We start from the raw sequence: 22,576 nt of genomic DNA on the forward strand, positions 1-22,576 counted from the left end.
AGCTCCTGCCTCGTTAAATGAATTAAATATCGTGCAGGAGTCTTTTGAGGGCCTGCTTGCGTACGGTCATTAGTTCGGCCCCCAAGGCGGCGCCAAAGAACCATAACAGCGCACTTTCCCATGTGACTTCGTGACTAAGCGACGAGAACACTCCCAAAGATACCAAAGCCAGACTGGCAATACTCAACGTGCGGTTTTTCAAAAGCACCAGCCACTCTTCGCGATTCAATATCATTCGCGCCAGCAGGAAAGTGGCCGCCAGATAGTAGGCACCACACAAGCTGTGACAGAAAGTCTCGCTGATATTCATAAACGAATGCATCAGATCATGGCCGGTATTAAACAGGGTCACACCAAACTGCGAACAGGAGGCTAGCGTCACGGAGGTTGCCACGGTGTGGGCAATCCCCAGTTTGCCAGCCACTTTCCATGGGGATGGCAGTTCCGCTTGCAGAGTGCTGTTGATTTTATTCAAGACAAAAGAGGATCCAGCCGGGGAGCTGTCTTCAGCAAATGATTCAAAGTCTTTTTTGATATCTTTCATTTCGACACTCCTTTCGGTTTTTGGCCTCTTAAGAACTTCAGACTGCGCGAAACAATCTGGCGGATGTTGCTTTCGGACTCCTGCAAAAGAGCCGCGATTTCGTTGTATTCCATCTCGTCCAGATAGCGCAGGCGCAGGATTTCCTGCTCCCGGGGCTTCAGGTCCTGTAACAGGGCTTCGGCCTCGTCCTTCTGTTCTAGTATAGGAGAGGACTCTGATGTTTGTGACAGGGAATCGTCCCACTCGAGGAAATCTTTGATTTCGCGATTTCTATAGTCTTTTAGCTCACTTCGGGTGATGACATAAATCCAGGCCAGGGCCGAGTGTTTGGGGTCGTACAGGTGTTTTTTACGGTAAATCTGCAAAAACACGATCTGCAGCAAGTCTTCGGCGCGCTCTTGGGAAAGGCGTCTTTTTAAGGCATAACTGAGCACGCGGCCCGAATGTCTTAGATAGAGGATGTCCAGGGCTTTGCGTTCGCCCTCAGCAAGTTTTATTAATAGATCCTCGTCACTCAAGTCATTCATGTTCCCTGAAGGTACGCTGAGCTTTTTAGGAAAGCAACGCATCGTTAAAAGGGCGGCAGAAGTGAATTATGCCCAATCGTTGAGCATAATGCGGTGCAAATTCAGCTGCTACGGCCCCCTCCCAGATTGACTCGATGTAATGAGACGCGGTAACTCTAAGCCTTCGTAATTAAAACGAGAAATCATAAACGGAGTGCAACATGTTTAGTGAATCTTTGCTGATCTCTCCTGCAATTGCAGGGGTCGTTGGTTTGATCGTTGCTTTGGCTCTGTACCTTCGCGTGAAGGCACAACCAGCGGGCAATGAGACAATGAATCGTATCGCGTCCTACGTGCGCGAAGGTTCTATGGCGTTCCTTGTGCGTGAGTACAAGGTCCTTTTCGTCTACGCAATCGTCGTAGGCTTGGCTCTTTGGTTCGCCTTGGGCGGTATCGCAGCAGGATCCTTCATCCTGGGTGCGTTCCTGTCTTTGCTTGCGGGCTTCTTCGGTATGAAGGCGGCAACTTATGCCAACGTTCGTACCTCTCAAGCCGCAGCTGGCGGTTCTAAAGCGGCGGCATTGCTGGTTGCTTTGGACGGCGGCGCTGTAATGGGTCTTTCCGTTGCAGGTCTTGGTTTGATCGGTCTTGGTGGTTTGTATGTTGCCTTCCAGGGTGATGCTCACCTGGGCACAATCCTTCACTCCTTCGCAGTGGGTGCTTCCTCTATCGCTCTATTTGCGCGTATCGGTGGTGGTATCTACACTAAAGCGGCGGACGTGGGTGCCGACATCGCTGGTAAAGTTGTAGAAAACATCCCTGAAGACGACCCTCGTAACCCTGGTGTAATCGCCGACAACGTTGGTGACAACGTGGGTGACGTTGCTGGTATGGGCGCAGACATCTATGAGTCCATGGTTGCTGCGATCGTTTCTGCTATGGCGATTGCTTTGACAATCCCTGCAGAAGGTCTTTCTGCTTTGATGACGGGTGCGGATGCTGAGACGGTGCGTGTTGCCGGTGTTGCATTGCCAATCCTGTTGTCCACTTTGGGTCTGGTGATCTCTATCATCGTTATCTTTGCTGCTCGCGCGTTCAAAAACGGCAAGCCTGCAACTGTATTGCGTAATGCTTTGATCTTCCCTCCAATTCTTTTGACTATCGCTGCTTACATCATTCTTCCGATGTTCGGCATCAATCAGAGTGTGACTGTGGCTTTGGCTGCGGGTGCGTTCGGTGGTGCTTTGATCGGTTTGATCACTGAGTACTACACAGCGGCTCGTCCCATCCGTCTGGTTGCTGAAGCGGCTTTGACTGGTGCGGGCACTGGTGTGATCCGTGGTTTGGCAGTGGGTATGGAATCCACAGCGATCCCAATGTTGATCGTTGTTATCGCAGCTTACGTGGCTGACCAGGCTTTGGGTCTGTACGGTATCGCAATGGCGGCAGTGGGTATGTTGGCTGGTACTGCAGTTGTAATGACTGTAGATGCTTACGGTCCAATCGCTGACAACGCGGGTGGTATCTCTGAAATGTCCGGTCTGGGCAAAGACGTTCGTGCGATCACTGACGAATTGGATGCGGTTGGTAATACAACGGCAGCTATCGGTAAAGGTTTCGCGATCGGTTCTGCGATCCTGACAGTTGTGGCATTGTTCTCTGCATTCAACATGGAAGTAAACCACGTTCGTGAGGGCGCGGGTCTTGCTAAAATGTCTTTGGATCTGACTTCTTCCGGCGTTCTGATCGGTATCTTGTTGGGCTCTATCCTTCCATTCCTGGTGGGTGCGACAACAATGACTGCGGTTGGTAAAGCGGCTCAGAAAATCGTTCAAGAGATCGCTCGTCAATTCAAAGAAATCCCAGGTCTTCGTGAAGGTAAAGCGGAACCACAACCAGCTAAGATCGTGGACATTGCAACTCAGGCTGCATTGTTCGAAATGATCCTGCCAGGTATGATCGCGATCCTTGCTCCAGTGGCAGTTGGTTTCTTGTTGGGGCCTCAGGCTTTGGCAGGTCTACTTGCTGGTGGTTTGGCTGTCGGTGCAACTATGTCCCTGTTCATGGCGAACGCGGGTGGTGCATGGGATAACGCTAAGAAATACATCGAAAAAGGCGGCCTTCCAGGTCATCCAAAAGGTTCCGATGCTCACAAAGCAGCGGTTGTTGGTGACACTGTCGGTGACCCGTTCAAAGACACTTCCGGTCCTGGCGTTGCGATCCTTATCAAAGTTATGTCCGTCGTATCTTTGTTGATCGCTCAATTGATCGCTACTATCGGCGGCTAAGGCGCGGCAGCGCAGGAGGCCGTAGGGCCGCTACTCCGGCACTGCCGGAGTGTAAGCGGTCGCGAAGGCTGGACTTCGGCTCTGCCGAGGAGGCGTAGCTGGACTCCGGCTCTGCCGAGGAGGCGTAGCTGGACTTTCTTCCTGGTTACAATTCAAACCCCACAAGCTAACACTTGTGGGGTTTTCTTTTTTTTGTCCACAGGACCTCGGGCCATTCTGACACCAAACTTGTGACAAGTCTGTTTGGCAGGTCGTATAAACAAGTATGCGTAAACCACAACTTGCACTTTACGGAACACTCTTGGCTTTACTGCTTTCTTCCTGCGGCGGCATCGAATCGATGATTGGTCCGTCCGAAATTCTTTACGAAATTCCTTCTGAAATGTTTTATCAGACCAAGGGTGACTGCACCCAAGGTGATCTGTCTTTCAGTATTCTGGTGGCGGCAGGCACGCAAATGTGGACGGATCCCGCAGCCGTACTGCATTCGCAGCAAGAGCTTTATCTGCACTCCAATCAAACCTTTGATATGCGCTATCGTGAATTCACTTTGGATGATGTGGCCTTTGATACAAGGTTGCAATCGCGTTTCAGTATCGATGGCCACAGTGGGCGCGTGAAGCTCAACGGAGTCGGTGAAGGTTTTGTGATTCAGGACAACGGACGCCGCTATTTGCAATTGCAGTTCACTCAAGCCCTGAACTCGCCAGAGCTGGTTGGTAAAACGGCGCGCTTTCGTTTGATGAATTCAATGAACGGACTCGACACGGACCGTGCCGAGTATTGTGGATACACGCTGTATTAGGACTTCGCTGCCAGAACCCAGATACCGACCAGAATAAACAAACTGCCGGAAACGTACTTCATGACTTGGGGGCTTAACATGGTCCCCAGGAATTTTCCAAAGATCACTCCCAGGGCGCCAGCCAGACCCAGAGCCAACACAACGGCCAGTAATACCGTCATTGTCGACTTTGTTTGTGAAGATGCAGCCAACGCAGCAAATTGGGTCTTGTCTCCCATTTCAGCCAAAAATATAGTGATAAAGGTGCTGGCAAAAATCTTCCAATCCATCATGGGTCCTTTGTTCGAAAAATGAAAACCTAGTGATAAAAGGATAGGTGAGGGAAGGCAAGTTTGAAAAGTCGATTTATTACCGCCATGGATCTTTTGCAGGAAGAAGCTTCCAAAGGAGACCTCACTTTGCGAAGAGTCTTCCAACTATTGGGAGAAGAAGGCCACGCCATGCTGGTGTTGTTCTTCTGTCTGCCGTTCTTGCAGCCGATCCCTATTCCCGGACTTTCCACTCCGTTGGGAATCATGATTTCAGTGGTGGCGTTTTTCCTTTATCTGCAAAGGCCCCCGTGGCTTCCCAAACGATTTGAAAATGTGAAACTCTCCTCCGAGCTGGTGATCAAGGTCTCGGAAGTGGCGGAAAAGATCTGGACGTACGTTTCCCGCATCGTCAAAGAGCGCCTGACCTTCTTCCATGACCTGTGGTTTTTCCGCATGGTGAATCTGGTGGTGTTTGTGATAAATGCCGCCCTTCTTTCGCTGCCGTTGCCGATTCCCTTTTCCAACACGGTGCCGGCGGTGGGAATCATTCTGTGCGCCATCGGCCACATGGAAAAAGACGGTGTTTTTATCCTTTTTAGCTACCTGTGGTGTCTTATTGTTGCTTCGTTCTTTGCAACACTGGCCATGGGGGCGATCAACTTCGTTTAGCAATCCCAAGGTCCAGCCGTACAGAAAGGACCAACAAGACCTCAAGCTCTTTGTCGGACTTCCCGGGCTGCTCTAAGATGATTATCTAGAGGGGGTACTCATATGGGAAAATGGATTGCAGCAGTTTTGATTCTTTGTTTTGCCAATATATCAATCGCCAAGGGGCCGAATGACGTCTGCGCCCAGGATCGCGAAACACTGTGCGGAAAAGTCGAGCGTGGTGAGGGCCGTGTGCTGAAGTGCATGATGGAAAACAAGGACAAGCTGTCAGCCGACTGTAAGGCTAAGTTCGAGAAAATGAAAGATCACGCGATGGAGATGAAAGATGCCTGTCACGAGGATCATGAAAAGTTCTGCGCGAATGCCTCTGGAGGCAAGGGTCGCAAAATGAAATGCATGATGGAACATAAAGATGAACTGTCTGCAGACTGCAGGGCGCAAATGGAAAACATGAAGGACGCCCGCAAGAAAATGAGAAAGGGTAACTAAAGAACCTTATGCGCGAAAGAAGTCTTAGACTCAGTCTTTTCGACGCTTTTCTTTGTTCACTGATGATTGGAGCCGGCGAAACTTATTTGCCGGCTTATTCTTTATCCATCGGCATGGGCGAAATCTTTGCCGGTATTCTTTCAACGCTTCCGATTGTCAGCGGAGCGTTCCTGCAGCTGATCACCCCGCGCGGATTGCAGCGCATTCGGTCTCATAAAAACTGGGTGGTGGCGTCCGCCACGTTGCAGGCTCTGACCTTCATTCCATTGATTTATTTTTCGGCCACGAAAGCGCCGAATTTCTGGATGCTGTTTTTGATTTTGTCTTTGTACTGGGGCTCTGGCTTTGCTGCGGGACCGGCGTGGAACTACTGGATGGGCCGTCTGGTGCAAGTCGAAGAGGGCAGCCGCTATTTTGCCAAACGCGCCCGGGTTTCCCAGTTCGGAATTCTGCTGGGACTGATCGGGGGCGGTGTGGCCCTGCACAACAATGTTGAGATCGGACCTTTTTCGTCGGTCTTTACGATGCTCTTTGTGTTTGCTTTTGCCTGCCGTCTGATTTCATCGTTCATTCTTTCATCACAGTATTTTGACCCGGCCTGGAACAAGGAACCAAAACTTGGTTTCCGCGCCTCTTGGAAAGTCTTTTGGGCGAACAAATCCAAACGCCAGTTTTTCTTTTACCTGGCGCCGTTTCAGGCGGCGGTTTTTGTTTCGTCACCGTTTGTCACTCCGTACATGCTGGCGCAGGTGAAGATGGACTATGGCGCCTATATGACGGCGATCGGGGTTTTGTTCATCGGAAAAATTCTGACTCTGACCTTGATTGACCGGTTCCGCCAGAGTGCTTCCGGTTTCAACCTGCTGGTGTTCGGTGCGGGCGCCATTGTGCCGCTGCCGGCGATGTGGGCGGTTAGCAGTGACATGTATTTCATTTTCTTCCTGCAGTTCATCAGTGGCATGGCGTGGGCTTTTGTGGAAGTCGGCTTGTCTTTGATTTTCTTTAAAGACATCAAACACGACGAAAAAGTGCCGATGCTGACCGTGTACAATCTGTTGAATTCCCTGGCGATCATTCTGGGAACCTATATCGGCGGCAAAGTGCTGTGGGTCTTCGGTGAAAAAGTATCCAGCTATTATGCTGTTTTTATCTTGGGATCCCTTGTACGTGGCGCGGGGTTCTATCCACTTTATCGCTATGTGCGCAATCATCTGGGCAATTCCGAACGCCTTGGTGAAGGTCTTTCGACCGAAAAAGCCTCCTAATCTTTAAATGCCGCTGAACGTCTTGCCAGACGGGGCGCACTGGTGTTTCCAATATGGAAATAGGCGTGTTCCTATTTACAATAGGCAGGCCCGGGGATTCTGTCTATAACAGCTTCAGTAGAAAAGGAGCTTTTATGAAAAATCTGATTCTTTCTGTTTTTGTTCTGGGCTTTGTTTCAACGGGCTGGGCGGCACCGGCAACAGTTCCCTTTGTGGATCTGAACAAGTATCTGGGCAAGTGGCACGAGGTTGCCAGCATTCCGATGGTGTTTCAAAAACAGTGTGTTGGAAACACGACCGCCGAGTATTCTGTGGCGGAAGAGGGCATGATCCAGGTTTTGAATTCCTGTGACACCAAGAGCGGTGATCGCTCCGTCGCCGAAGGCCGGGCGAAAGTTGTTGATAGCGACAGCAACGCCAAGCTGAAGGTGACGTTTGTTAAAATCATCGACTGGGTCTTTGGCTTCGGTGGAGACTATTGGATCCTTGATCTGGCTCCTGATTATTCTTATGCGGTGGTTGGTGATCCGACGCTTCAGTATGCGTGGATTCTTTCACGTCAGCCGGCTTTAAGCCGGGAAGCATTCCTGGCGGCCGAACAAAAATTAAAAACTCTGGGCTACGACACGTGCTCCATTCTGACATCGGTTCAGGACGGCGGCTTAAGTCAGCGCACGCCTCTTTGTGAATTTGTGAAGTAGGGTGATGGATAAACGTCTTTCGAAAATTTCATTCTTTGATCTGATGCTTTTGGCGGAACTGCCGGACCATAAGTCCTTAAGGTCGCTGTCCCGTTCGCTGGGGGTTGAACCGCCGCGTTTGACCAAGGTTCTAAAGTCCGTCGGGCATCAGTTGCAGTTTGAGATAATCAAGACGTCTTCCCACGGCTATATCATGACGGCCGAAGGCTCTTATGTAAGCCTTCAGGCCAAAGAACTTTTGAAAAAATCCGAGGACTTTATCCCCCGAAAGTCCCAGTTTCTGGCGCCGTCGACCACTTACACAGTGGGTGGTCGCGGCTTTATGAATGTGTTTTTTTCCGGAGTAATGATTACAAGTCTGGAGTCCGCCGGAGTGAAAGCCTTGCTGCGGTTTATGGATTTGTCGCCGGAAGAGTTGCGCCAAACCGCCACGGAAGGGGTTTTGGATGTGGCCCTTCATTTGGAAGAAATCAAGTGGCCTCAGACTTGGAGCGCGGCGGAAGTGGGCGCGATGAGTTGGAATCTGTATGTCGGGAAAAACCATCAGTTGAAGGGCACGGTTTCGAAAGAGGAGCTTTTGAAGTTTCCCTTCGCCCGGTCTGCCTACTGGAATGGACGGGCGATTGCTCAGGCAGCCGACAACTTCCCCATTCCCCGCAATGAGCGGATCATGGGGCATGAAATGCAAACGGCCCTGACCGCCATTGAGATTGTTCAGCACTCTAACAACGTGGCGCTGATACCCAATATCATCGCCCGAAAGTATGAGGAAGCCGGTTTGATTCGAAGTCTGAAGGTGCGCGGGCTGGATTTGGTTGAATCCAAAATTTACCTGTCAGTTCGTTCTGACAAGATCAGCCAGCGACTTTTTAAACAGTGGCAAACACAGTTAAAAGGTCTGCTGAAAACATAGAAATGTCATTTGACATGATTTGCACAATAGAGATGCCCCAACAAAGGGTGCTTTATATTTTAATGACATCATCACGGAGTTACTTTAGTTACTCACTTTGGCCCCGGGGTAATAATTTGAGGAGTTATTCTAGTGAATTTGATTCTTTCTTCAGCTCTTCAAGTGAGCTCTGCATCGAGTGTTGAGCAGTTTTGGAGCACATTTTTGCACGATCCTGCCCGGGAATTCATGTCTCGTCCCAAAAAAGAGTTTCGGGCCGAGCTGGTTTCACTGGGTTGCAGGCTTTATTCAAAGGGAGCTCCGCTTACTGAAAAACAAAAGTCCGTCATCGCCGAGCTGTCCAGGGTCCTTGAATGGATCCATGCCGGTTCATTGATCGTTGATGACATTCAGGATGACAGTCTGGAGCGCCGAGGCGGGCCCACCGCCCATCGTTTGTACGGAGTGGGGCCGGCCCTGAATTTGGGTAACTGGATGTATTTCGAGGCCCTGAAGGGATTGCACGCTCTTCCGGTGGATGATTCTGTCAAATTGAAAATCATCAGCTGTGCCCACGAGGCCATGCATCAGGCCCACCTGGGCCAGGCGCTGGATCTGGGGGCGAACATGAAAACTCTGTCAGCTGAGCAGATTCAGGAAGTAGTTCATAAAAGTCATTCATTGAAAAGCGGCGCTTTGGTGGCGCTGGCCATGCAGGTGGGCGCCCTGATCGGAGATGCGCAGGCGGACCTTCAGCTTTTGCAGGAGCTGGGAATGCAGCTGGGATCGTCTCTGCAGCGCTTTGATGATCTTGGAAATTTAAAATTTAACTGTACTGACAGCAAGGCGCTGGAAGATCTGAAGCTGGGCCGTCCTTCCTGGATTTGGATGTTTTTGGCCTCGTGCGGGGACAGCGCTGAAATCCGGGCCTTCAAAGACTGCCTGGAGTTCTTGCCCGAGACTCACGCGTTGGAAAGTTTCGTGCAAAGTGCGGATTTGAAAAAACGCGCCCACGCAGAAGCCCTCAGGCTTCATCGTGAAATGGAAGAAAGACTGAAAGCGTCTTTTGCCGGTCTTGAGAACGCCCAGACACTAAACCTACTAAAAAACCTGACAGAGAGAATTGTCCATGCCTATGAATAAAAAAGTTGCAGTAATTGGAAGTGGATTCGGTGGATTGAGTGCCGCCATTCGTCTTCAGGCCGCGGGCTTTGAAGTTCGTATTTTTGAAAAGCGGGATATGCCTGGTGGCCGGGCCTATGTTTACCGGGACAAGGGATTCACCTTTGATGCCGGACCGACGGTGATCACCGCTCCGGAATGTCTGGAAGAACTTTTTGCCCTGAAAAACAAAAAGATGTCCGACTATGTTGAGATGATTCCTGTTTCGCCATTTTATCGCCTGCTGTGGGATGATGGTTACAAGTTTGATTACAGCAATAATACCGACGAACTTTATGCCCAGATTCAGAAAAAATCCCCGGACGATGCCAAGGGGTATGAGAAGTTCTTAAAATATTCTGAAGAGGTCTTTAACGAGGGCTACACCAAACTGGTGGCAACACCTTTCCTGCATCTTTGGAGCATGGTAAAGGTTTCCCCGCAGCTTCTTCGTCTGGGAGCCTATCGCAGTGTTTATTCAGTGGTTTCAAAGTACGTCAAAGACGATCATCTGCGCCAGGCCTTTTCTTTTCATTCCCTGCTGGTCGGGGGGAATCCTTACAGCACGTCGGCTATTTATACCCTGATTCATTTCCTGGAAAGAAACTGGGGCGTGTTCTTCCCACGCGGCGGGACCGGAGCTTTGGTGCAGGCGCTGGTGCGCTACTTTACTGAAATGGGTGGTGAGATCCGCTGCCAAAGTGAAATCTCCCGGATTCTGACCTCTGACGGTAAAGTCACAGGCATCAGAACTGTTCAAGGGGATGTCTGGGAATGTGATGCCGTGGTCAGCAATGGCGATATCGTGCACACCTACCGCGATCTGCTGGGGCAAGAACCCCTGGCGGCGAAAAAATCCAAAGAGATGCAGAACAAAGACTTCAGCATGAGTTTGTTCCTGATCTATTTTGGCACGAAGAAAAAGTATCCGCATCTGGCCCATCACAATGTTCTGTTCGGCCCCCGCTACAAAGGGCTGCTGGAGGATATTTTCAGCAACGGGACTTTGCCGGATGATTTTTCACTGTACTTGCATGTGCCCAGTTTGACCGATCCGAATCTGGCGCCGGAAGGGCATGAGTGCTTCTATGTTCTTGCTCCGGTCGCGCATCTGGGCAAGATGAACATCGACTGGAAAAAAGAAGGTCCGGTCTATGCGGAAAAGATCCTGAAATACATGGAAGAAAAATACATGCCGGGGCTGCGGGAAAATATCGTGACCCAAAGAATATTCACCCCCGAGGATTTCTCCACAGAGCTGAATTCGTTCCATGGCTCGGCGTTTTCGCTGGAACCAAAACTGACTCAAAGTGCTTACTTCCGTCAGCACAATAAGGATTCGCAGATTCAAGGACTGTACTTTGTGGGGGCGGGGACACACCCCGGTGCCGGGGTCCCAGGGGTTGTGAACTCTGGTAAAGCCACAGCCGGTTTGGTTGTTGAGGACCTTGTTTGATGACGCTGAACCAGGATCTGGAGCTGCATAAACAGAGCATCCAAAAAGGCTCAAAAAGTTTTGCCCTGGCTTCTTTGTTTTTTTCAAAGCAACAGAAGCTGGCGGCCTGGAAGCTTTATTCCTGGTGCCGGTACTGTGATGATCAAATCGACGGGGCCGCGGTGTCGACAGCCCCTCGAAGACTGCAGGAGCTGATTCAGTTGACCCGGTCTTTGCCGCAGGACCCAGCAGCGATGCCGTTTCAGTTCCGGGGCCTTAGGGATGTTCTTTCCGCGCATCATATTCCCGCACAGTATCCCCTGGATCTGCTTCGTGGGATGGAAATGGATGTGCAGAATCGTCGCTACCAGACTTTGCAGGATCTGGAAGAATACTGCTATTGTGTGGCTGGTGTTGTGGGATTGATGATGTGTCATATTATGGGTGTTCGGTCTGATCAGGCTTTAAGGCATGCCATTGCGATGGGGAATGCCATGCAGCTGACAAACATATGCCGGGACATACGTGAGGATGCAAATCTTGGGCGTTGTTATTTACCGCAAGAATGGTTGAAACAAGCCGGGATGACCGAGACCACGTTGTTTCTGCCTGAACATCGCGGGTCTTTGGTAACGATCCAGGAGCGCCTGCTGCAGAGAGCAGATGAACTTTATGCGGAAGGCTTCGCCGGGTTGCGGTTTTTGTCACTCCGTTCTTGCTGGGCGGTTTTGATTGCGGCTAAAGTGTATTCATACATTGGTGAGCTGATACGCCGGGATTCTGACCGTGGTTTGACCCGGCGGATTCATGTGAGCTTTTGGAAAAAGATAGTGTTGATCGGGTCCACGGCAAAGTACTTTGTGCCACAGGTGTGGTGGTCTTTGAAGTCGACAGAGGCTGTGCGTCCGCCAGCCAGGATTTGGAGTTTGAAGTGAGTACCAGTTTTGTTAAAGAGACATGGATATATGCCAGCCGGGTTCGCGAATTCAGTCTGAAGGACTGGATCGTGTATGTGCTTTGGGTCGGAATGATGTATGGGCTTTTCGCCGTGGTGACTCTGTTTATCGGCGTGGGGCACGTCAACGGCGTTAATTTCCCTGCATATGTTTACAATATTCCACTGGGGATCTTTATTTTCTCCACGGCTATTGCATTTGATACCATTGGACATCGCACGATCTATAAAGAGTTTTTGCAAAAGGCCGAAGCTCTGGTTCATCACATCACGATTTTTGCCGGTATCACCAGCGTTTTGGTTCTGTGTATGGCTTATCACTTCCCGGTGTTCTTAAGAATTCCGGCTTTGGTTTTGGTCTCGTTAAGTATTGTTTACTCTTTGATTGATGAAGGTTTGCACTGGTACCGCTATTTGGCCCAGCACTCGGACCGAGTCGAAATGTGGAGTCATTTTTTTATTTTCGTCGGCCATCTGATCATGATTCTGGCGTGGTGGCAGTGGTACAGCGAAGGCTATCAGGGAGTTAACGAAACTCTTGCTCTTGGGTTTTTCTAAATAGAAACAGCGACGCCGCCAGGAACAGGGCGGCGTATAGCGCCAGTCCCCAGATGTGCTTCGAGTTCGTGGACTGATCCAGCAAAGAAGCCCAGACCACTTCGCCCAGAAATCGTGTGGGCAGGTATTCCGATATCTTTTGAACAACCTTGGGAAGAGCCTGGGGTGGCATCCACAGTCCGCCCGCAAAAGACAGCGGCAGATAAACCAGATTTGCCAGGGGAACAATGGATTTGGCGCTGGCCGAATAACCCAGGCAGGCACCCAAAAGAGCAAACGGAACCGAGCCCAGCATCAGACTGGTAAGGAAGTTCATCCACGGAAGCTCTTGCCAGTTTAGTGGTGTCGTCATCATCGCCACAATCACCACCGCGGCAATCGACAGCAAAGAAACAAAAAGGGCATTTAGCACCTTTGGTAAAAACGTCAGGATTTTTGGCAAAGGCAGAATGTGCAGATAGTGAGACCAGGCGGTACCTTTTTCCTGGGCAATGCCGATGGCAAATTGAAACAGCACCACCCCCAGGACTCCAAAGCAGGCAAAGGATCCCGTCAGCATGGCGGCGGCGTCTTCCGTTTGTGCATTCGGCACACCGAAGAACCAGAAAAACATCGCGGGGAAAACCAGGGTTGAAAGCAGGTACATGGGTTGGCGGATAAGCTCCAGGAACTGATAGTAAGTGTGCTGCAGTGTCAGCTTAAGGTGCTTTTTCATGATGCTTCTTTCTTAAATGAATAAAAGCCTCTTCGAGAGTGGCCGAAGAAACCTCCAGATCCTCCAGGAAGTATTCATTGTTGATCAGTTCTTTCAGCAGTGCCTCAGTGTGCTGGGTCAGCACCCGGTGGCTATGTCCCTCGCTGAAGCAGTCGTCAATAAGTCCGGAAACCGGGGCTTCAGGTGCGCGGAACTTCAGTGTTTTGAATTTTAAACTGCGGGTGATGTCAGCGGTGGGGCCATCAAACAGGACAGTTCCATGATCAATGATGACCACTCGGTGGGCCACCTGGGAAACTTCATTCAGATCATGAGTGGACAGCAGGACCGCGCCGCCATCCTGGGCAAAATTGCGAATTTCCTGCCACAGATGAATGCGTGACTCAACATCAAGACCCGTGGTGGGTTCGTCCAGCACCAGAACCTGCGGGGCTCCAATAAGCGCGCAAGCCAGCGAGACCCGGCGTTTTTCGCCGCCGCTAAGTCCCCCCATCTGGCGGTGTAAAAAAGGATACAAATAAAAATGCTTTGCCATCTGGTCGATGGAGGGCCCGCGGTCATAGTGTGCCTTAACCAGACGAAGAACTTCGATGGTTTTCAAATGGGCCGGGAACGAAATTTCCTGTCCGGCATACCCAATCAGGGACTTGTCGGGTTTTTGGATGACCCCTTCGTCGGCGCTTCGTAAGCCCAGCAATATCTTCAGGGTCGTGCTTTTGCCCGCGCCATTGGGTCCTAACAGAGCCACAATTTGCGAAGGCTCCACCGAAAAGCCCACATTGTGCAAGGCGACCTTGGCACCGTAGCTTTTTTTAAGATTGGCGATAGAGATAAGCGGCGATCTCACGTGCTTTGATCCGTTTCGCCGGTGTTTTTCATAAACTGCGCCTCATAGGCGGGATGCTGGGTCCCCAGCAGATGGTCCCAGATCGTGTAGAACAGGCCGAAGTTGTATTTGTAATAGCGATGATGACCTGAATGATGGGTTCCTGAGATCAGCCATTTTCCCAGCGGATGTCTGGCCGATCCCCGCGGTAAAAGCTCAAAGCCCAAATGATTCACAATTGCCGATAGGGTCATCAAAGTCAGATAGACCAGCAGAACCAGCGGATGCAGGGGCAGGAACAACAAGATCAAAGGCAGTGGCAGGGCTTCGATAATGGATTCGACCGGATGAAAAGAAAAGGACGCCCACGGGGAAGGCTGAAGTGAAGCATGGTGAACCGCATGGAAGCGGCGGTACAGCCATGGAATATGCAAAGCCCGGTGAGTCACATAGAAATAAAAATCATGCAGCAGCGACAGCAAAAAACCACTCAGCAGTAAGTAGCCCCATCCGTATTCATCCAGGGGCAGGTAAAAACGCGCCCATCCGGTTTGCCACAAAATACCCAGCAGCACTCCGCCCAATCCAAATATTCCTGAACTGATGACCGACCATTTGATTTCGAAAAGCTGAATTTTTTTGTCAGGCAAAGTGGGGTAGATTTGTCGGCTTTTGGCCCAGGGCCAGCTTTTCCTGTAAAAGGCGACATAGAAGCAGGTCGTCAAAGCCAGATAGCGAATTAAAACCACCGAAGTCAGGGCTAATGTTGCAAGCAAAAAGTTCTGCGGCACCAATAGATCGAAGGGAATGTACGATTCATACTTCTCGAAGTGGTTCATAATTGATTGCTATCTTAAAGCACGATATTTGTAAAACATGTTTGTTCAGGCGGAAGATAATATTTGGGATTGCCTTATTGTTGGCGGTGGCTTGGCCGGGGGACTGCTGTTGCAGGCCTTGCGTACAGAGCAACCCGAATTGAAAGTCCTGCTGCTTGAGCGGGGAACACAGCTGGGTGGGAATCACACCTGGAGTTTTCATGGCTCTGACGTGCCTGGCGACGCCACATGGTTGCAGTCCTTGATCTCAAAAACATGGCCCGCCTATGAAGTTCGTTTCCCCAGATATCAAAGAAAAATTCAGAGCTCTTATTGCTCCATCAAAGCCCAGGATTTCCATCAAAAGCTTCTTGGTCAGCACGGCAGTCAAATTCTGCTTCAAGCTTCGGTGCAGGAAGTGCGCCGCGATTCAGTGACCCTGCTTGATGGCAGGATGTTTCGCGCCAAGTGTGTGATCGATGCCCGTGGCTGGGGGGCTGCTGCTGATGTGAAACGTGGGTATCAGAAATTTGTTGGTTTGGATGTGAAGCTGTCTCAGCCACACGGGTTGAACCATGTGATTCTGAAAGATGTTCTTGTCCCGCAGGTGGATGGTTATCGATTTGTCTATATTTTACCCTGGAGTGAAACAGAACTTCTGGTAGAAGACACTTATTACTCCAATACTCCGGATTTGGATGTGACAGCACTCAAGTCAGGCATTCTTGACTATATTGCCGGTAAAGGCTGGGTCACTGAATCCGTGATCAGGCAAGAGGTGGGCTGTCTGCCTCTGGATCTTTATGATGTGCCTGTGGAGGGTGGCCCATCGGGCGGGCCTTTAAATCTTGGCGCCGCCTCGGGTGTTTATCAACCGGTAACGGGCTATACGTTCCCACAGACCGTAGCCTGCGTTCAGGCATTAGCCAAAAGCTCTCTGGACACCTGGGGGGAAGTTCTGCCAGCGCTTCAGCTGAATTATAAAAAGCAAGCACGTTATCTGCGAATCCTGAATCGTATGATGTTCCTGGCAGCCGTCCCGGAAAAAAGATACGTGATACTTGAAAGATTTTATCTGCTGTCCGAGGCGTTGATTGAGCGCTTTTACCAAGGCCGTCTGACGGTTTTGGATCAAGTGCGCATTTTGTGTGGCAAGCCTCCGGTTTCAGTCTGGCGTGCCTTAAAGAGTTTGTTCTAAGCTGCTTCAGAAGTTCTTTTGAAAGTTTTTTTGAAAATTGCGATGCAAGGCCTTGTCCTGATAAGTGTCCTCGGGGGTGTTCAGGTCTTCTTCGGTGTACCCGGAGAAAATTCTGATCACACTGACGTGGTGGCCCTGAATTTCAAACCGAGCACGCCAGGTGCGATAGGCGATGACAAATCCTGAACCTTCGGGTTTCACGCGCTTCTTGCGGGAATTATCCGGTTCAAATTCCAGCTGATGCTGCAAGAATCCACGCAGTTGATGTACCTGGTGAAGCTCCAGCCATTCCAGTTCCTGTTTGGCTTCGACTGAATAATCTATGGTAAAGCGCTCAGCATTTTTCAGCCACGCAGGCTCCACACCGGGGAATGAATCCGCATAGGCCACATAAGGTTTGATGTCCAAAATCGGACTGCCATGCAAAAGGTCAGCACCTTCCACATGGATTTTAAGTTTGTCGATGGATTTAACTTTCACGCAGCTCATGCCCACGGGATTAGGGCGGTACGGGGATCTGGTCGCAAACACGCCTTGTTTGGTATTGCCACCGCGTGGGGGTAGCACCATCGGGCTCCAGTGGTCATTATGATGAAACAAGAACACCACCCAGATGCGCTCACAACCTTCAAGGCCTGTGAGGGCTTGTTCAAAATTGTGGCCGGGTTCAAGTTCAATCACGCCTTGCGAGTGAAACTCATCCGGCTGGCGTCCGGCCTCGTAAGGGTGCACCTGTGGGCTTTTGAAAGTGCCGATGGCGGTAAGCTTTATTTCAGTCGCCATTGTCTCATCCATTCAAAGCCTGCCACGGCCGCGGTAACGCCGACATTCAAGGAGTTTTTGCGCCCGCGCAAGGGGATGATGCGGACTTCGTCGATGATCTTTAAAACTTCCGGATCAAGGCCGAAGCGTTCATTCCCCAAAACAAAGGCGGTAGGTTCGGATTCAAATTTTTCAAACAGATCTGAAGCGCTGGCTGCGGTCTCTAAGGCGACAATACGGTAGCCTTCGTCCTTCAGCTCTTCCAGGCACTCTAAAAGTTTCGGAGCCTCTTCCCAAGCAAGGTATTCTTGAGTCCCCATGGCGGTCTTTTCGACTTTCCATTGGGTCGGAAGCGGGGTGTAGCCGCAAAGATAAATCTTTTCAGCCCCCAGGCACTCGGCGGTGCGGAAGATGGATCCTACATTGAAGGCAGAGCGGATGTTGTCCAGAACAAATACCAACGGCAATTTGCTTTCAGCTTGTTCGCGGTCGTTTTCAACCACCAAGAATTCATCGTCCTGCAGGTTTTTATGTAAAAGGCGCTCAAAAGGTATGGCATAGCTGACGAAATGTTTCAGCGTCATGCCCGGGGTCAGGTGTTTTTCCAAGGGCGCCAGACGGGAAACATCAGGATTCTCACAAACAGACAAAGCCGAAATTAGAGTTTTCAGTTTTTTTAGTTCTGCCTCGGAAAAAGAAAAATCCCCCGAGGATTTCTCCAGCTTCAGAAAAAGCTGATGGATTTCTTCGAGGGATTTTTTATCCTGAATGGAAAGATTCATTATTTTACTCTCTGGCCGACCTGGGCTCCGTCATCCGCCGAAAGCACGAACAGATCGCTGCCACCAGTTCCTGCCGCCAACACCATGCCTTCAGACATGCCGAACTTCATTTTGCGTGGTTTCAAGTTTACACAAACCAGCACTTTGCGACCCACCAGTTGTTCTGGTTTATAAGCCGCTTTGATGCCGGAAATGATCTGGCGGATCTGGCCTTCGCCGATGTCGATCTTAAGACGCAAAAGTTTGTCAGCTTCCTTGATTTCTTCAGCTTCAATGACCTGACCGATACGCAGATCCACTTTGTCAAAATCAGCAAATTCGATTTCAGCCGGGCGATCGCCCGCTGTCGCAGCTGCAGCAGGGGCCGGAGCCGCCGCTGGTTTTGCGGTGGAAGCCGCTTTTTTCGCCGCTTGAATCTCTTCGTTGATCTTACGACCTTCCTCGACCATGGCTTTGACTTTGTCAGCCTCAATACGGGTTGCCAGATGTTCATAGTCATTGATTTCACGGTTGGTAAGAACCGTGTTCAGATCAGACCACACATAGTCTTTTTCACCCAAAAGTTTTGCCACCTTTTGGCTATAGAATGGCAAGACCGGCTTCAGGTAAATCGCAAGCATTCGGAACATGTTCAGAGTGGTGGTGATAACCTGCTTGGTGCCTTCTGGATCAGCTTCCAGGGTTTTCCAAGGAGCTTTTTCGTCAAAGTACTTATTGGCGTCATCAGCCAGGCCACGGATTTCACCCAATGCTTTGGCAAAGTCGCGGGCTTCATAATGAGCGGCGATGGATTCAGCCGTTTTTTGAGCGTGCTCAATCAGTTTTTTGCCTTCAGCATCCGGCACGCTCATTTTGCCGTCCATTTTCTTTTTCAGCATCTGGCCACCACGGGAACCCAGATTTGTGATTTTACCCACAAGCTCGGAATTCACACGGTTGGTGAAGTCTTCCAGATTTAAATCGATATCGTCCACAGAGCTCGACAGCTTGGTGGAATAGTAATAACGAAGATATTCCGGGTTCAGATGGTTCAGATACGTTCTTGCGGCGATGAACGTCCCTTTGGACTTGGACATTTTCTCGCCATTAACCATCAAGTGACCGTGCACGAACACCTGATTAGGCGAGCGGAATTCCGCAGCCTTCAGGAATGCCGGCCAGAAGATGGTGTGGAAGCGGGCAATGTCTTTGCCAATGAAATGATAAATTTCACGGCTTGGGTCCTGCCAGATGTCTTTCAGGGTTTTGCCCTGGGATTTCGCCCATTGCTCGGTGGTGGACATGTAGCCCATGGGAGCATCCACCCACACATAGAAGAATTTTTTATTGTTGGTGCCCGGAATCGCGAAGCCGAAATAAGGCTCATCACGGGAAATATCCAGATCCTTCAGGTCCTCGTTGAACCATTCCAGCATCTTTTTGGAGATTTCAGGGGAGCAGTGTTTAGGGATCCATTCTTCCAGGTACTGTTTGAAGTCGTTCAGTTTGAAGAAGATGCTCTCGGAATCTTTCATCACCGGAGCTGTCCCGCAAAGCGAACAGTGAACGTCCTTCATGTCGCTCGGGGAGTAAGTCGAAGCACACACATCACAGGAATCACCGTACTGTTCCTTGGCGCCGCACTTAGGACAGGTGCCCTTTACGAAGCGGTCCGGCAGGAACATTTTGTCGTGATTACAGTACATCTGCTGAATCGGCTGGCTGCGGGTGTGGTTGCCTTCCTGCATTTTTTTGTAGAAGTACTCACAAAGCAGGCGGTTTTCTTCCGAATTGGTGGAACCAAAGTGCGAGAACTGAACCTGGAAATCAGCAAAGTCCTGGGTGTGTTCTTTATAGCTTTGTGCGATCAAAGCTTCCGGAGTGATGCCCAGTTCGCGGGCTTTCACCATGATCGGGGTGCCGTGAGTGTCATCTGCGCAAATGAAGACGCATTCGTTGCCACGCATATTCTGAAAACGGGCCCAGAAGTCGGCCTGAAGATATTCCACCAGGTGACCCAGGTGAATGTATCCGTTTGCGTAGGGAAGAGCACAGGTGATCAGAATCTTGCGTTTGTCGTTCATTTATCGAAACTCCACATTTCCAGCTTCCAGATGGTAGACAGCCTTCACTATCTTTACATCACCCGAGGTCACAGCGTCACGCAGGATTGCGGAGCGTTCTAGCAGTTCATTGGCAAGGCCTTCCGCAGCTGTCAGATCACCGCAAGAGTCCGAGCCCATGATCACCACCAGATTGGTGCCCAAAGTGCCTACAGAATACTCAAGACTTTCCTGAACATTTTTGTCCAGAATCAGCTCACCGGTGCGAACCACATAGATTTCACCCAATTTCTGGTCAAATACGATTTCAGGCGAAACACGGGAATCGCTGCAGGTGTAGATTGCCGAATGGGGGCGCTGCAAAGCGCTTACGCGGCGGCGGTCAGCAGCCGAGGCGCCGTCATTACGGAAGGTGCCGCGCACAAAACGGGTGTTGCCGTTTTTAAGCCAGCCAAATGCTTTTTCTGCAGGCACTGGTCCGGCTTCGCGGGGAGCTTTGCCATGAGTGTCTTGAATATGTTGAGCAGCAGCGGCAACGGCCTCTTTCACTTCCGTGGCGTGGGCTTGTGCTTCAGCATCGCTGCCAACCTCAACGCGGGTCATTTCTTTTTCGCCGCCGGTGCTGGTGGCTTGAGCCGGGGCTTCTTTAACACCGCCTTTGCCGTCTTTCAGGGTCACTTTCGTTTCCTGATTTGGTTCGCGATGGCTGGTGAAAGATGCGCAGGCTGTAAGGTTCAGAGCAAGAAGCCCGATAATGAGATTGGTTTGCATTGACGTCCTCCGTGATGTCTTATTGTCAGGACCTCCCTTGGGAATGGTCAAATTAAAAACAAAAAAAACTTCACGCCGAACCGACGTGAATCTAGAATGAAACGGTGATTTTTTAATAAGGACGTTTATGAATCTACCCATTCTTTCTTCTGCGGATGTTCAGGCCCAACTTTTAAAGCGACAATACCAGGCTCAAGGCAGCTATCTGGCGATGTACAGCAGCTGGTATGGCGGGGTGATTAAAGACCCGGGGCTGATGATGGTGCCGGTGGATGATCACCTTGTGCACCGCGGGGATGGTGTCTTTGAGGCGATCAAAGTCGTGGATGGTCAGGTGTTTTTGATGCAAGAGCATCTGGAGCGTCTGCAGTCTTCCGCCCAGCAGATCGGTATCAGTCTGCCGCACAGCCTGGAAGACATGAAAAAGATTATTCTCGAAACCACGCGCATTGCCGGCGCGCCTTATGCAGTTTTGCGCCTGTATATTTCCCGTGGTCCGGGGTATTTTACGACAAATCCTTACGATTCCATCAGCTCGCAGATGTATTTGATTGTGACTTCGTTTACGCCGTTAACAGATGAAAAGTACTTGAAGGGCGTGAAGGTCGGGCGCAGTCAGATTGTTCCCAAAGACCCGTGGCTGGCTCGGATTAAGACCTGCAATTATTTGCCGAACGTAATGATGAAAAAAGAAAGTGTGGACCGCAAGATCGACTTCACCATCGGCATTGATCCGCAAGGGTTCATCACGGAAGGCAGCACGGAAAACATCGTTCTGATTGATAAAGACAAAAACCTGCTTCGCCCAAAACTGCGCCAAATTCTGAAAGGCACAACCATGATGCGCACCTTTGATCTGGCTGAAAGCCTGTTGGCGTCGGGGGAGTTAAAGTCCATCCAGGAAAAGGATCTGACCGAGCAGGATATTCTCAGCGCATCTGAAGCCATGATGATCGGAACAACTTTGGATGTGTTGCCAGTGACCGAATACGAAGGTCAGCAGATTGGCGAGGGCAAACAAGGAGCGCTCGCGTTTAAGCTTTTGCAGCTGCTCCGCGAGGATATGAAAAAGGGGCCGAAAACGACCCCTGTAAAGTTCTAAACTTCCAACTGAATTTTATCGAGCAGTTCTGGATCACTCAGCACTGCTTCGCCGCCCTTGGCGATCGCCGTCAGCGGGTCATCCGCGATGCGAACCTGCAGGCGAACCTCATTCTGAATGCGCAGGTCAAAGTCGCGAATCAAAGCGCCACCGCCAGCAAGTGTGATACCTCTTTCGATAATATCAGACACCAATTCCGGCGGAGTGTGTTCCAGCGCGCGGTGAATCGCATTGATGACTTCCTGAATACACCCATTCATTGCCAGGCCCACGTCTTCGGAGCTGACTTCCATTGTGCGGTTCATGCCGGTGTCAGCATCGCGACCCGTAATGGAGACACTGCGAATGTCTTTTTTCGGAACAGCTGTTCCGATAGTGACCTTCAGGTATTCGGCCGTGGTGTCAGAGATGATCAGTTTTTTGTATTTTTTGAAGTAATCAATGATCGCATCGTCCAGACGGTGACCACCCACGCGGGCCGCTTCGCAGTAAACGATGTCAGCCAGAGCGATCACAGCCACTTCCGTGGTTCCGCCGCCGATGTCGATGATCATGTTGCCTTCTGCGGACTTCACATTCAGGCCGGATCCAATCGCAGCCGCCATCGGTTCGTCGATCAGATAAACTTCTTTTGCGCCAGCCGCTTTACAGGATTCAATCACGGCCTTCTTTTCAACCTCAGTCACGCCGTAGGGAAGTGACACCACCACGCGCGGGCGGGAAAAGGCTCCTTTGACTCCTGGTTGGCTGAGGAAGTGCTTCAGCATCACTTCAGAGGTTTCAAAGTCGGCAATCACGCCATCGCGAATTGGTTTTTGCGCGAAGATGCTGCCCGGGTTGTTCGCCAGCTTTTCTTTGGCGTCATTTCCCACGGCGATCACGCGCTTTTTGCCGGGGCTGGTCTGCTGGTAAGCAATCAGCGAGGGCTCATTCAGGATGATCCCTTTGCCACGAGCTGCGATGAGTGTATTGGCAGTCCCCAAATCTACGTATAGATCTGCAGCTGTTCCGGTTTCGTCCTTAAAGAACCATGAAAACATA

The 22,576-nt window shown here is 50.6% G+C and carries 24 protein-coding genes; 13 read left to right on the plus strand and 11 right to left on the minus strand.

Going from position 1 to position 22,576, the window contains the following annotated elements; translation table 11 throughout:
* Nucleotides 1–22: 22 nt before the first annotated feature.
* Nucleotides 23–544: a hypothetical protein gene (locus BD_RS07805; RefSeq protein ID WP_011164184.1), complete on the minus strand. Its 522-nt coding sequence runs from the start codon at nt 542–544 to the stop codon at nt 23–25.
* Nucleotides 541–1,071, minus strand: coding sequence for an RNA polymerase sigma factor (locus tag BD_RS07810; protein ID WP_144313813.1), 531 nt, complete (start codon nt 1,069–1,071; stop codon nt 541–543). Before BD_RS07810 ends, BD_RS07805 begins: the two co-directional genes overlap by 4 nt.
* 200 nt (nt 1,072–1,271) lie before the next feature.
* Between BD_RS07810 and BD_RS07815 the strand changes: the two genes are divergently transcribed.
* Nucleotides 1,272–3,338 (plus strand): sodium-translocating pyrophosphatase, encoded by a 2,067-nt coding sequence (locus BD_RS07815; RefSeq protein WP_011164186.1) that lies wholly within the window; start codon nt 1,272–1,274, stop codon nt 3,336–3,338.
* A gap of 265 nt (nt 3,339–3,603) precedes the next feature.
* Nucleotides 3,604–4,143 carry a hypothetical protein gene (locus BD_RS07820; RefSeq protein ID WP_011164187.1) on the plus strand — a complete coding sequence of 180 codons (540 nt, stop codon included), beginning with the start codon at nt 3,604–3,606 and terminating at the stop codon, nt 4,141–4,143.
* On the opposite strand, the gene BD_RS07825 is transcribed toward BD_RS07820, so the two are convergent.
* A complete protein-coding gene (locus BD_RS07825) occupies nt 4,140–4,415 on the minus strand; it encodes a TMEM165/GDT1 family protein (protein WP_144313814.1) in 276 nt (91 codons plus the stop codon). The two genes, BD_RS07820 and BD_RS07825, sit on opposite strands and share 4 nt — an antisense overlap.
* A 60-nt stretch (nt 4,416–4,475) precedes the next feature.
* Here BD_RS07825 and BD_RS07830 point away from each other — a divergent pair, with 60 nt between their 5' ends.
* The 9 genes from BD_RS07830 to BD_RS07870 all read left to right on the plus strand — a co-directional run bounded on the left by BD_RS07830 (nt 4,476) and on the right by BD_RS07870 (nt 12,519).
* Nucleotides 4,476–5,063 carry an exopolysaccharide biosynthesis protein gene (locus tag BD_RS07830; RefSeq protein ID WP_011164189.1) on the plus strand — a complete coding sequence of 196 codons (588 nt, stop codon included), beginning with the start codon at nt 4,476–4,478 and terminating at the stop codon, nt 5,061–5,063.
* 102 nt (nt 5,064–5,165) lie between these two features.
* Nucleotides 5,166–5,552, plus strand: coding sequence for a cysteine rich repeat-containing protein (locus BD_RS07835; RefSeq protein ID WP_011164190.1), 387 nt, complete (start codon nt 5,166–5,168; stop codon nt 5,550–5,552).
* Nucleotides 5,553–5,560: 8 nt separating this feature from the next.
* On the plus strand, nt 5,561–6,817 hold the full coding sequence (locus tag BD_RS07840) for an MFS transporter (RefSeq protein WP_011164191.1): 1,257 nt from the start codon (nt 5,561–5,563) through the stop codon (nt 6,815–6,817).
* A 134-nt stretch (nt 6,818–6,951) separates the two neighbouring features.
* Nucleotides 6,952–7,518, plus strand: a complete 567-nt coding sequence (locus tag BD_RS07845) for a lipocalin family protein (RefSeq protein ID WP_011164192.1) — start codon at nt 6,952–6,954, stop codon at nt 7,516–7,518.
* A gap of 4 nt (nt 7,519–7,522) precedes the next feature.
* A complete protein-coding gene (locus tag BD_RS07850) occupies nt 7,523–8,431 on the plus strand; it encodes a LysR substrate-binding domain-containing protein (RefSeq protein WP_041583523.1) in 909 nt (302 codons plus the stop codon).
* A gap of 132 nt (nt 8,432–8,563) precedes the next feature.
* Entirely contained in the window at nt 8,564–9,553 is a 990-nt protein-coding gene (locus tag BD_RS17955) for a polyprenyl synthetase family protein (RefSeq protein WP_011164194.1), read from the plus strand.
* The gene (locus BD_RS07860; RefSeq protein WP_011164195.1) at nt 9,540–11,027 is read left to right on the plus strand and encodes a phytoene desaturase; all 1,488 of its coding nucleotides are present in this window, start codon (nt 9,540–9,542) and stop codon (nt 11,025–11,027) included. The genes BD_RS17955 and BD_RS07860 overlap by 14 nt, the downstream gene beginning before the upstream one ends.
* Nucleotides 11,027–11,941 carry a phytoene/squalene synthase family protein gene (locus BD_RS07865; protein WP_011164196.1) on the plus strand — a complete coding sequence of 305 codons (915 nt, stop codon included), beginning with the start codon at nt 11,027–11,029 and terminating at the stop codon, nt 11,939–11,941. The genes BD_RS07860 and BD_RS07865 overlap by 1 nt, the downstream gene beginning before the upstream one ends.
* Nucleotides 11,938–12,519 (plus strand): hypothetical protein, encoded by a 582-nt coding sequence (locus tag BD_RS07870; RefSeq protein WP_011164197.1) that lies wholly within the window; start codon nt 11,938–11,940, stop codon nt 12,517–12,519. The genes BD_RS07865 and BD_RS07870 overlap by 4 nt, the downstream gene beginning before the upstream one ends.
* On the opposite strand, the gene BD_RS07875 is transcribed toward BD_RS07870, so the two are convergent.
* The 3 genes from BD_RS07875 to BD_RS07885 are packed head-to-tail and all read right to left on the minus strand — an operon-like array spanning nt 12,488 to nt 14,899.
* Nucleotides 12,488–13,234 carry an ABC transporter permease gene (locus tag BD_RS07875; RefSeq protein WP_011164198.1) on the minus strand — a complete coding sequence of 249 codons (747 nt, stop codon included), beginning with the start codon at nt 13,232–13,234 and terminating at the stop codon, nt 12,488–12,490. The genes BD_RS07870 and BD_RS07875 overlap by 32 nt on opposite strands.
* Entirely contained in the window at nt 13,218–14,081 is an 864-nt protein-coding gene (locus BD_RS07880; RefSeq protein WP_011164199.1) for an ABC transporter ATP-binding protein, read from the minus strand. The genes BD_RS07875 and BD_RS07880 overlap by 17 nt, the downstream gene beginning before the upstream one ends.
* Nucleotides 14,078–14,899, minus strand: a complete 822-nt coding sequence (locus BD_RS07885) for a sterol desaturase family protein (protein ID WP_011164200.1) — start codon at nt 14,897–14,899, stop codon at nt 14,078–14,080. The genes BD_RS07880 and BD_RS07885 overlap by 4 nt, the downstream gene beginning before the upstream one ends.
* Nucleotides 14,900–14,936: 37 nt before the next feature.
* Here BD_RS07885 and crtY point away from each other — a divergent pair, with 37 nt between their 5' ends.
* On the plus strand, nt 14,937–16,076 hold the full coding sequence (gene crtY, locus BD_RS07890; protein ID WP_011164201.1) for a lycopene beta-cyclase CrtY: 1,140 nt from the start codon (nt 14,937–14,939) through the stop codon (nt 16,074–16,076).
* 6 nt (nt 16,077–16,082) lie between these two features.
* On the opposite strand, the gene tsaA is transcribed toward crtY, so the two are convergent.
* The 4 genes from tsaA to BD_RS07910 are packed head-to-tail and all read right to left on the minus strand — an operon-like array spanning nt 16,083 to nt 20,433.
* The gene (gene tsaA / locus BD_RS07895) at nt 16,083–16,859 is read right to left on the minus strand and encodes a tRNA (N6-threonylcarbamoyladenosine(37)-N6)-methyltransferase TrmO (protein WP_011164202.1); all 777 of its coding nucleotides are present in this window, start codon (nt 16,857–16,859) and stop codon (nt 16,083–16,085) included.
* Nucleotides 16,844–17,620, minus strand: a complete 777-nt coding sequence (locus tag BD_RS07900; protein ID WP_011164203.1) for an RNA methyltransferase — start codon at nt 17,618–17,620, stop codon at nt 16,844–16,846. Before BD_RS07900 ends, tsaA begins: the two co-directional genes overlap by 16 nt.
* The gene (gene metG / locus BD_RS07905) at nt 17,620–19,683 is read right to left on the minus strand and encodes a methionine--tRNA ligase (RefSeq protein ID WP_011164204.1); all 2,064 of its coding nucleotides are present in this window, start codon (nt 19,681–19,683) and stop codon (nt 17,620–17,622) included. The genes BD_RS07900 and metG overlap by 1 nt, the downstream gene beginning before the upstream one ends.
* Nucleotides 19,684–20,433 (minus strand): carbonic anhydrase, encoded by a 750-nt coding sequence (locus BD_RS07910; protein WP_041583525.1) that lies wholly within the window; start codon nt 20,431–20,433, stop codon nt 19,684–19,686.
* Nucleotides 20,434–20,560: 127 nt separating this feature from the next.
* Between BD_RS07910 and BD_RS07915 the strand changes: the two genes are divergently transcribed.
* A complete protein-coding gene (locus BD_RS07915) occupies nt 20,561–21,535 on the plus strand; it encodes an aminotransferase class IV (protein ID WP_011164206.1) in 975 nt (324 codons plus the stop codon).
* Here the strand turns inward: BD_RS07915 and mreB are convergent.
* A complete protein-coding gene (mreB, locus tag BD_RS07920) occupies nt 21,532–22,575 on the minus strand; it encodes a rod shape-determining protein (RefSeq protein ID WP_011164207.1) in 1,044 nt (347 codons plus the stop codon). The two genes, BD_RS07915 and mreB, sit on opposite strands and share 4 nt — an antisense overlap.
* Nucleotide 22,576 lies beyond the last annotated feature (1 nt).

The organism is Bdellovibrio bacteriovorus HD100 (assembly GCF_000196175.1).
Lineage (GTDB): Bacteria > Bdellovibrionota > Bdellovibrionia > Bdellovibrionales > Bdellovibrionaceae > Bdellovibrio > Bdellovibrio bacteriovorus.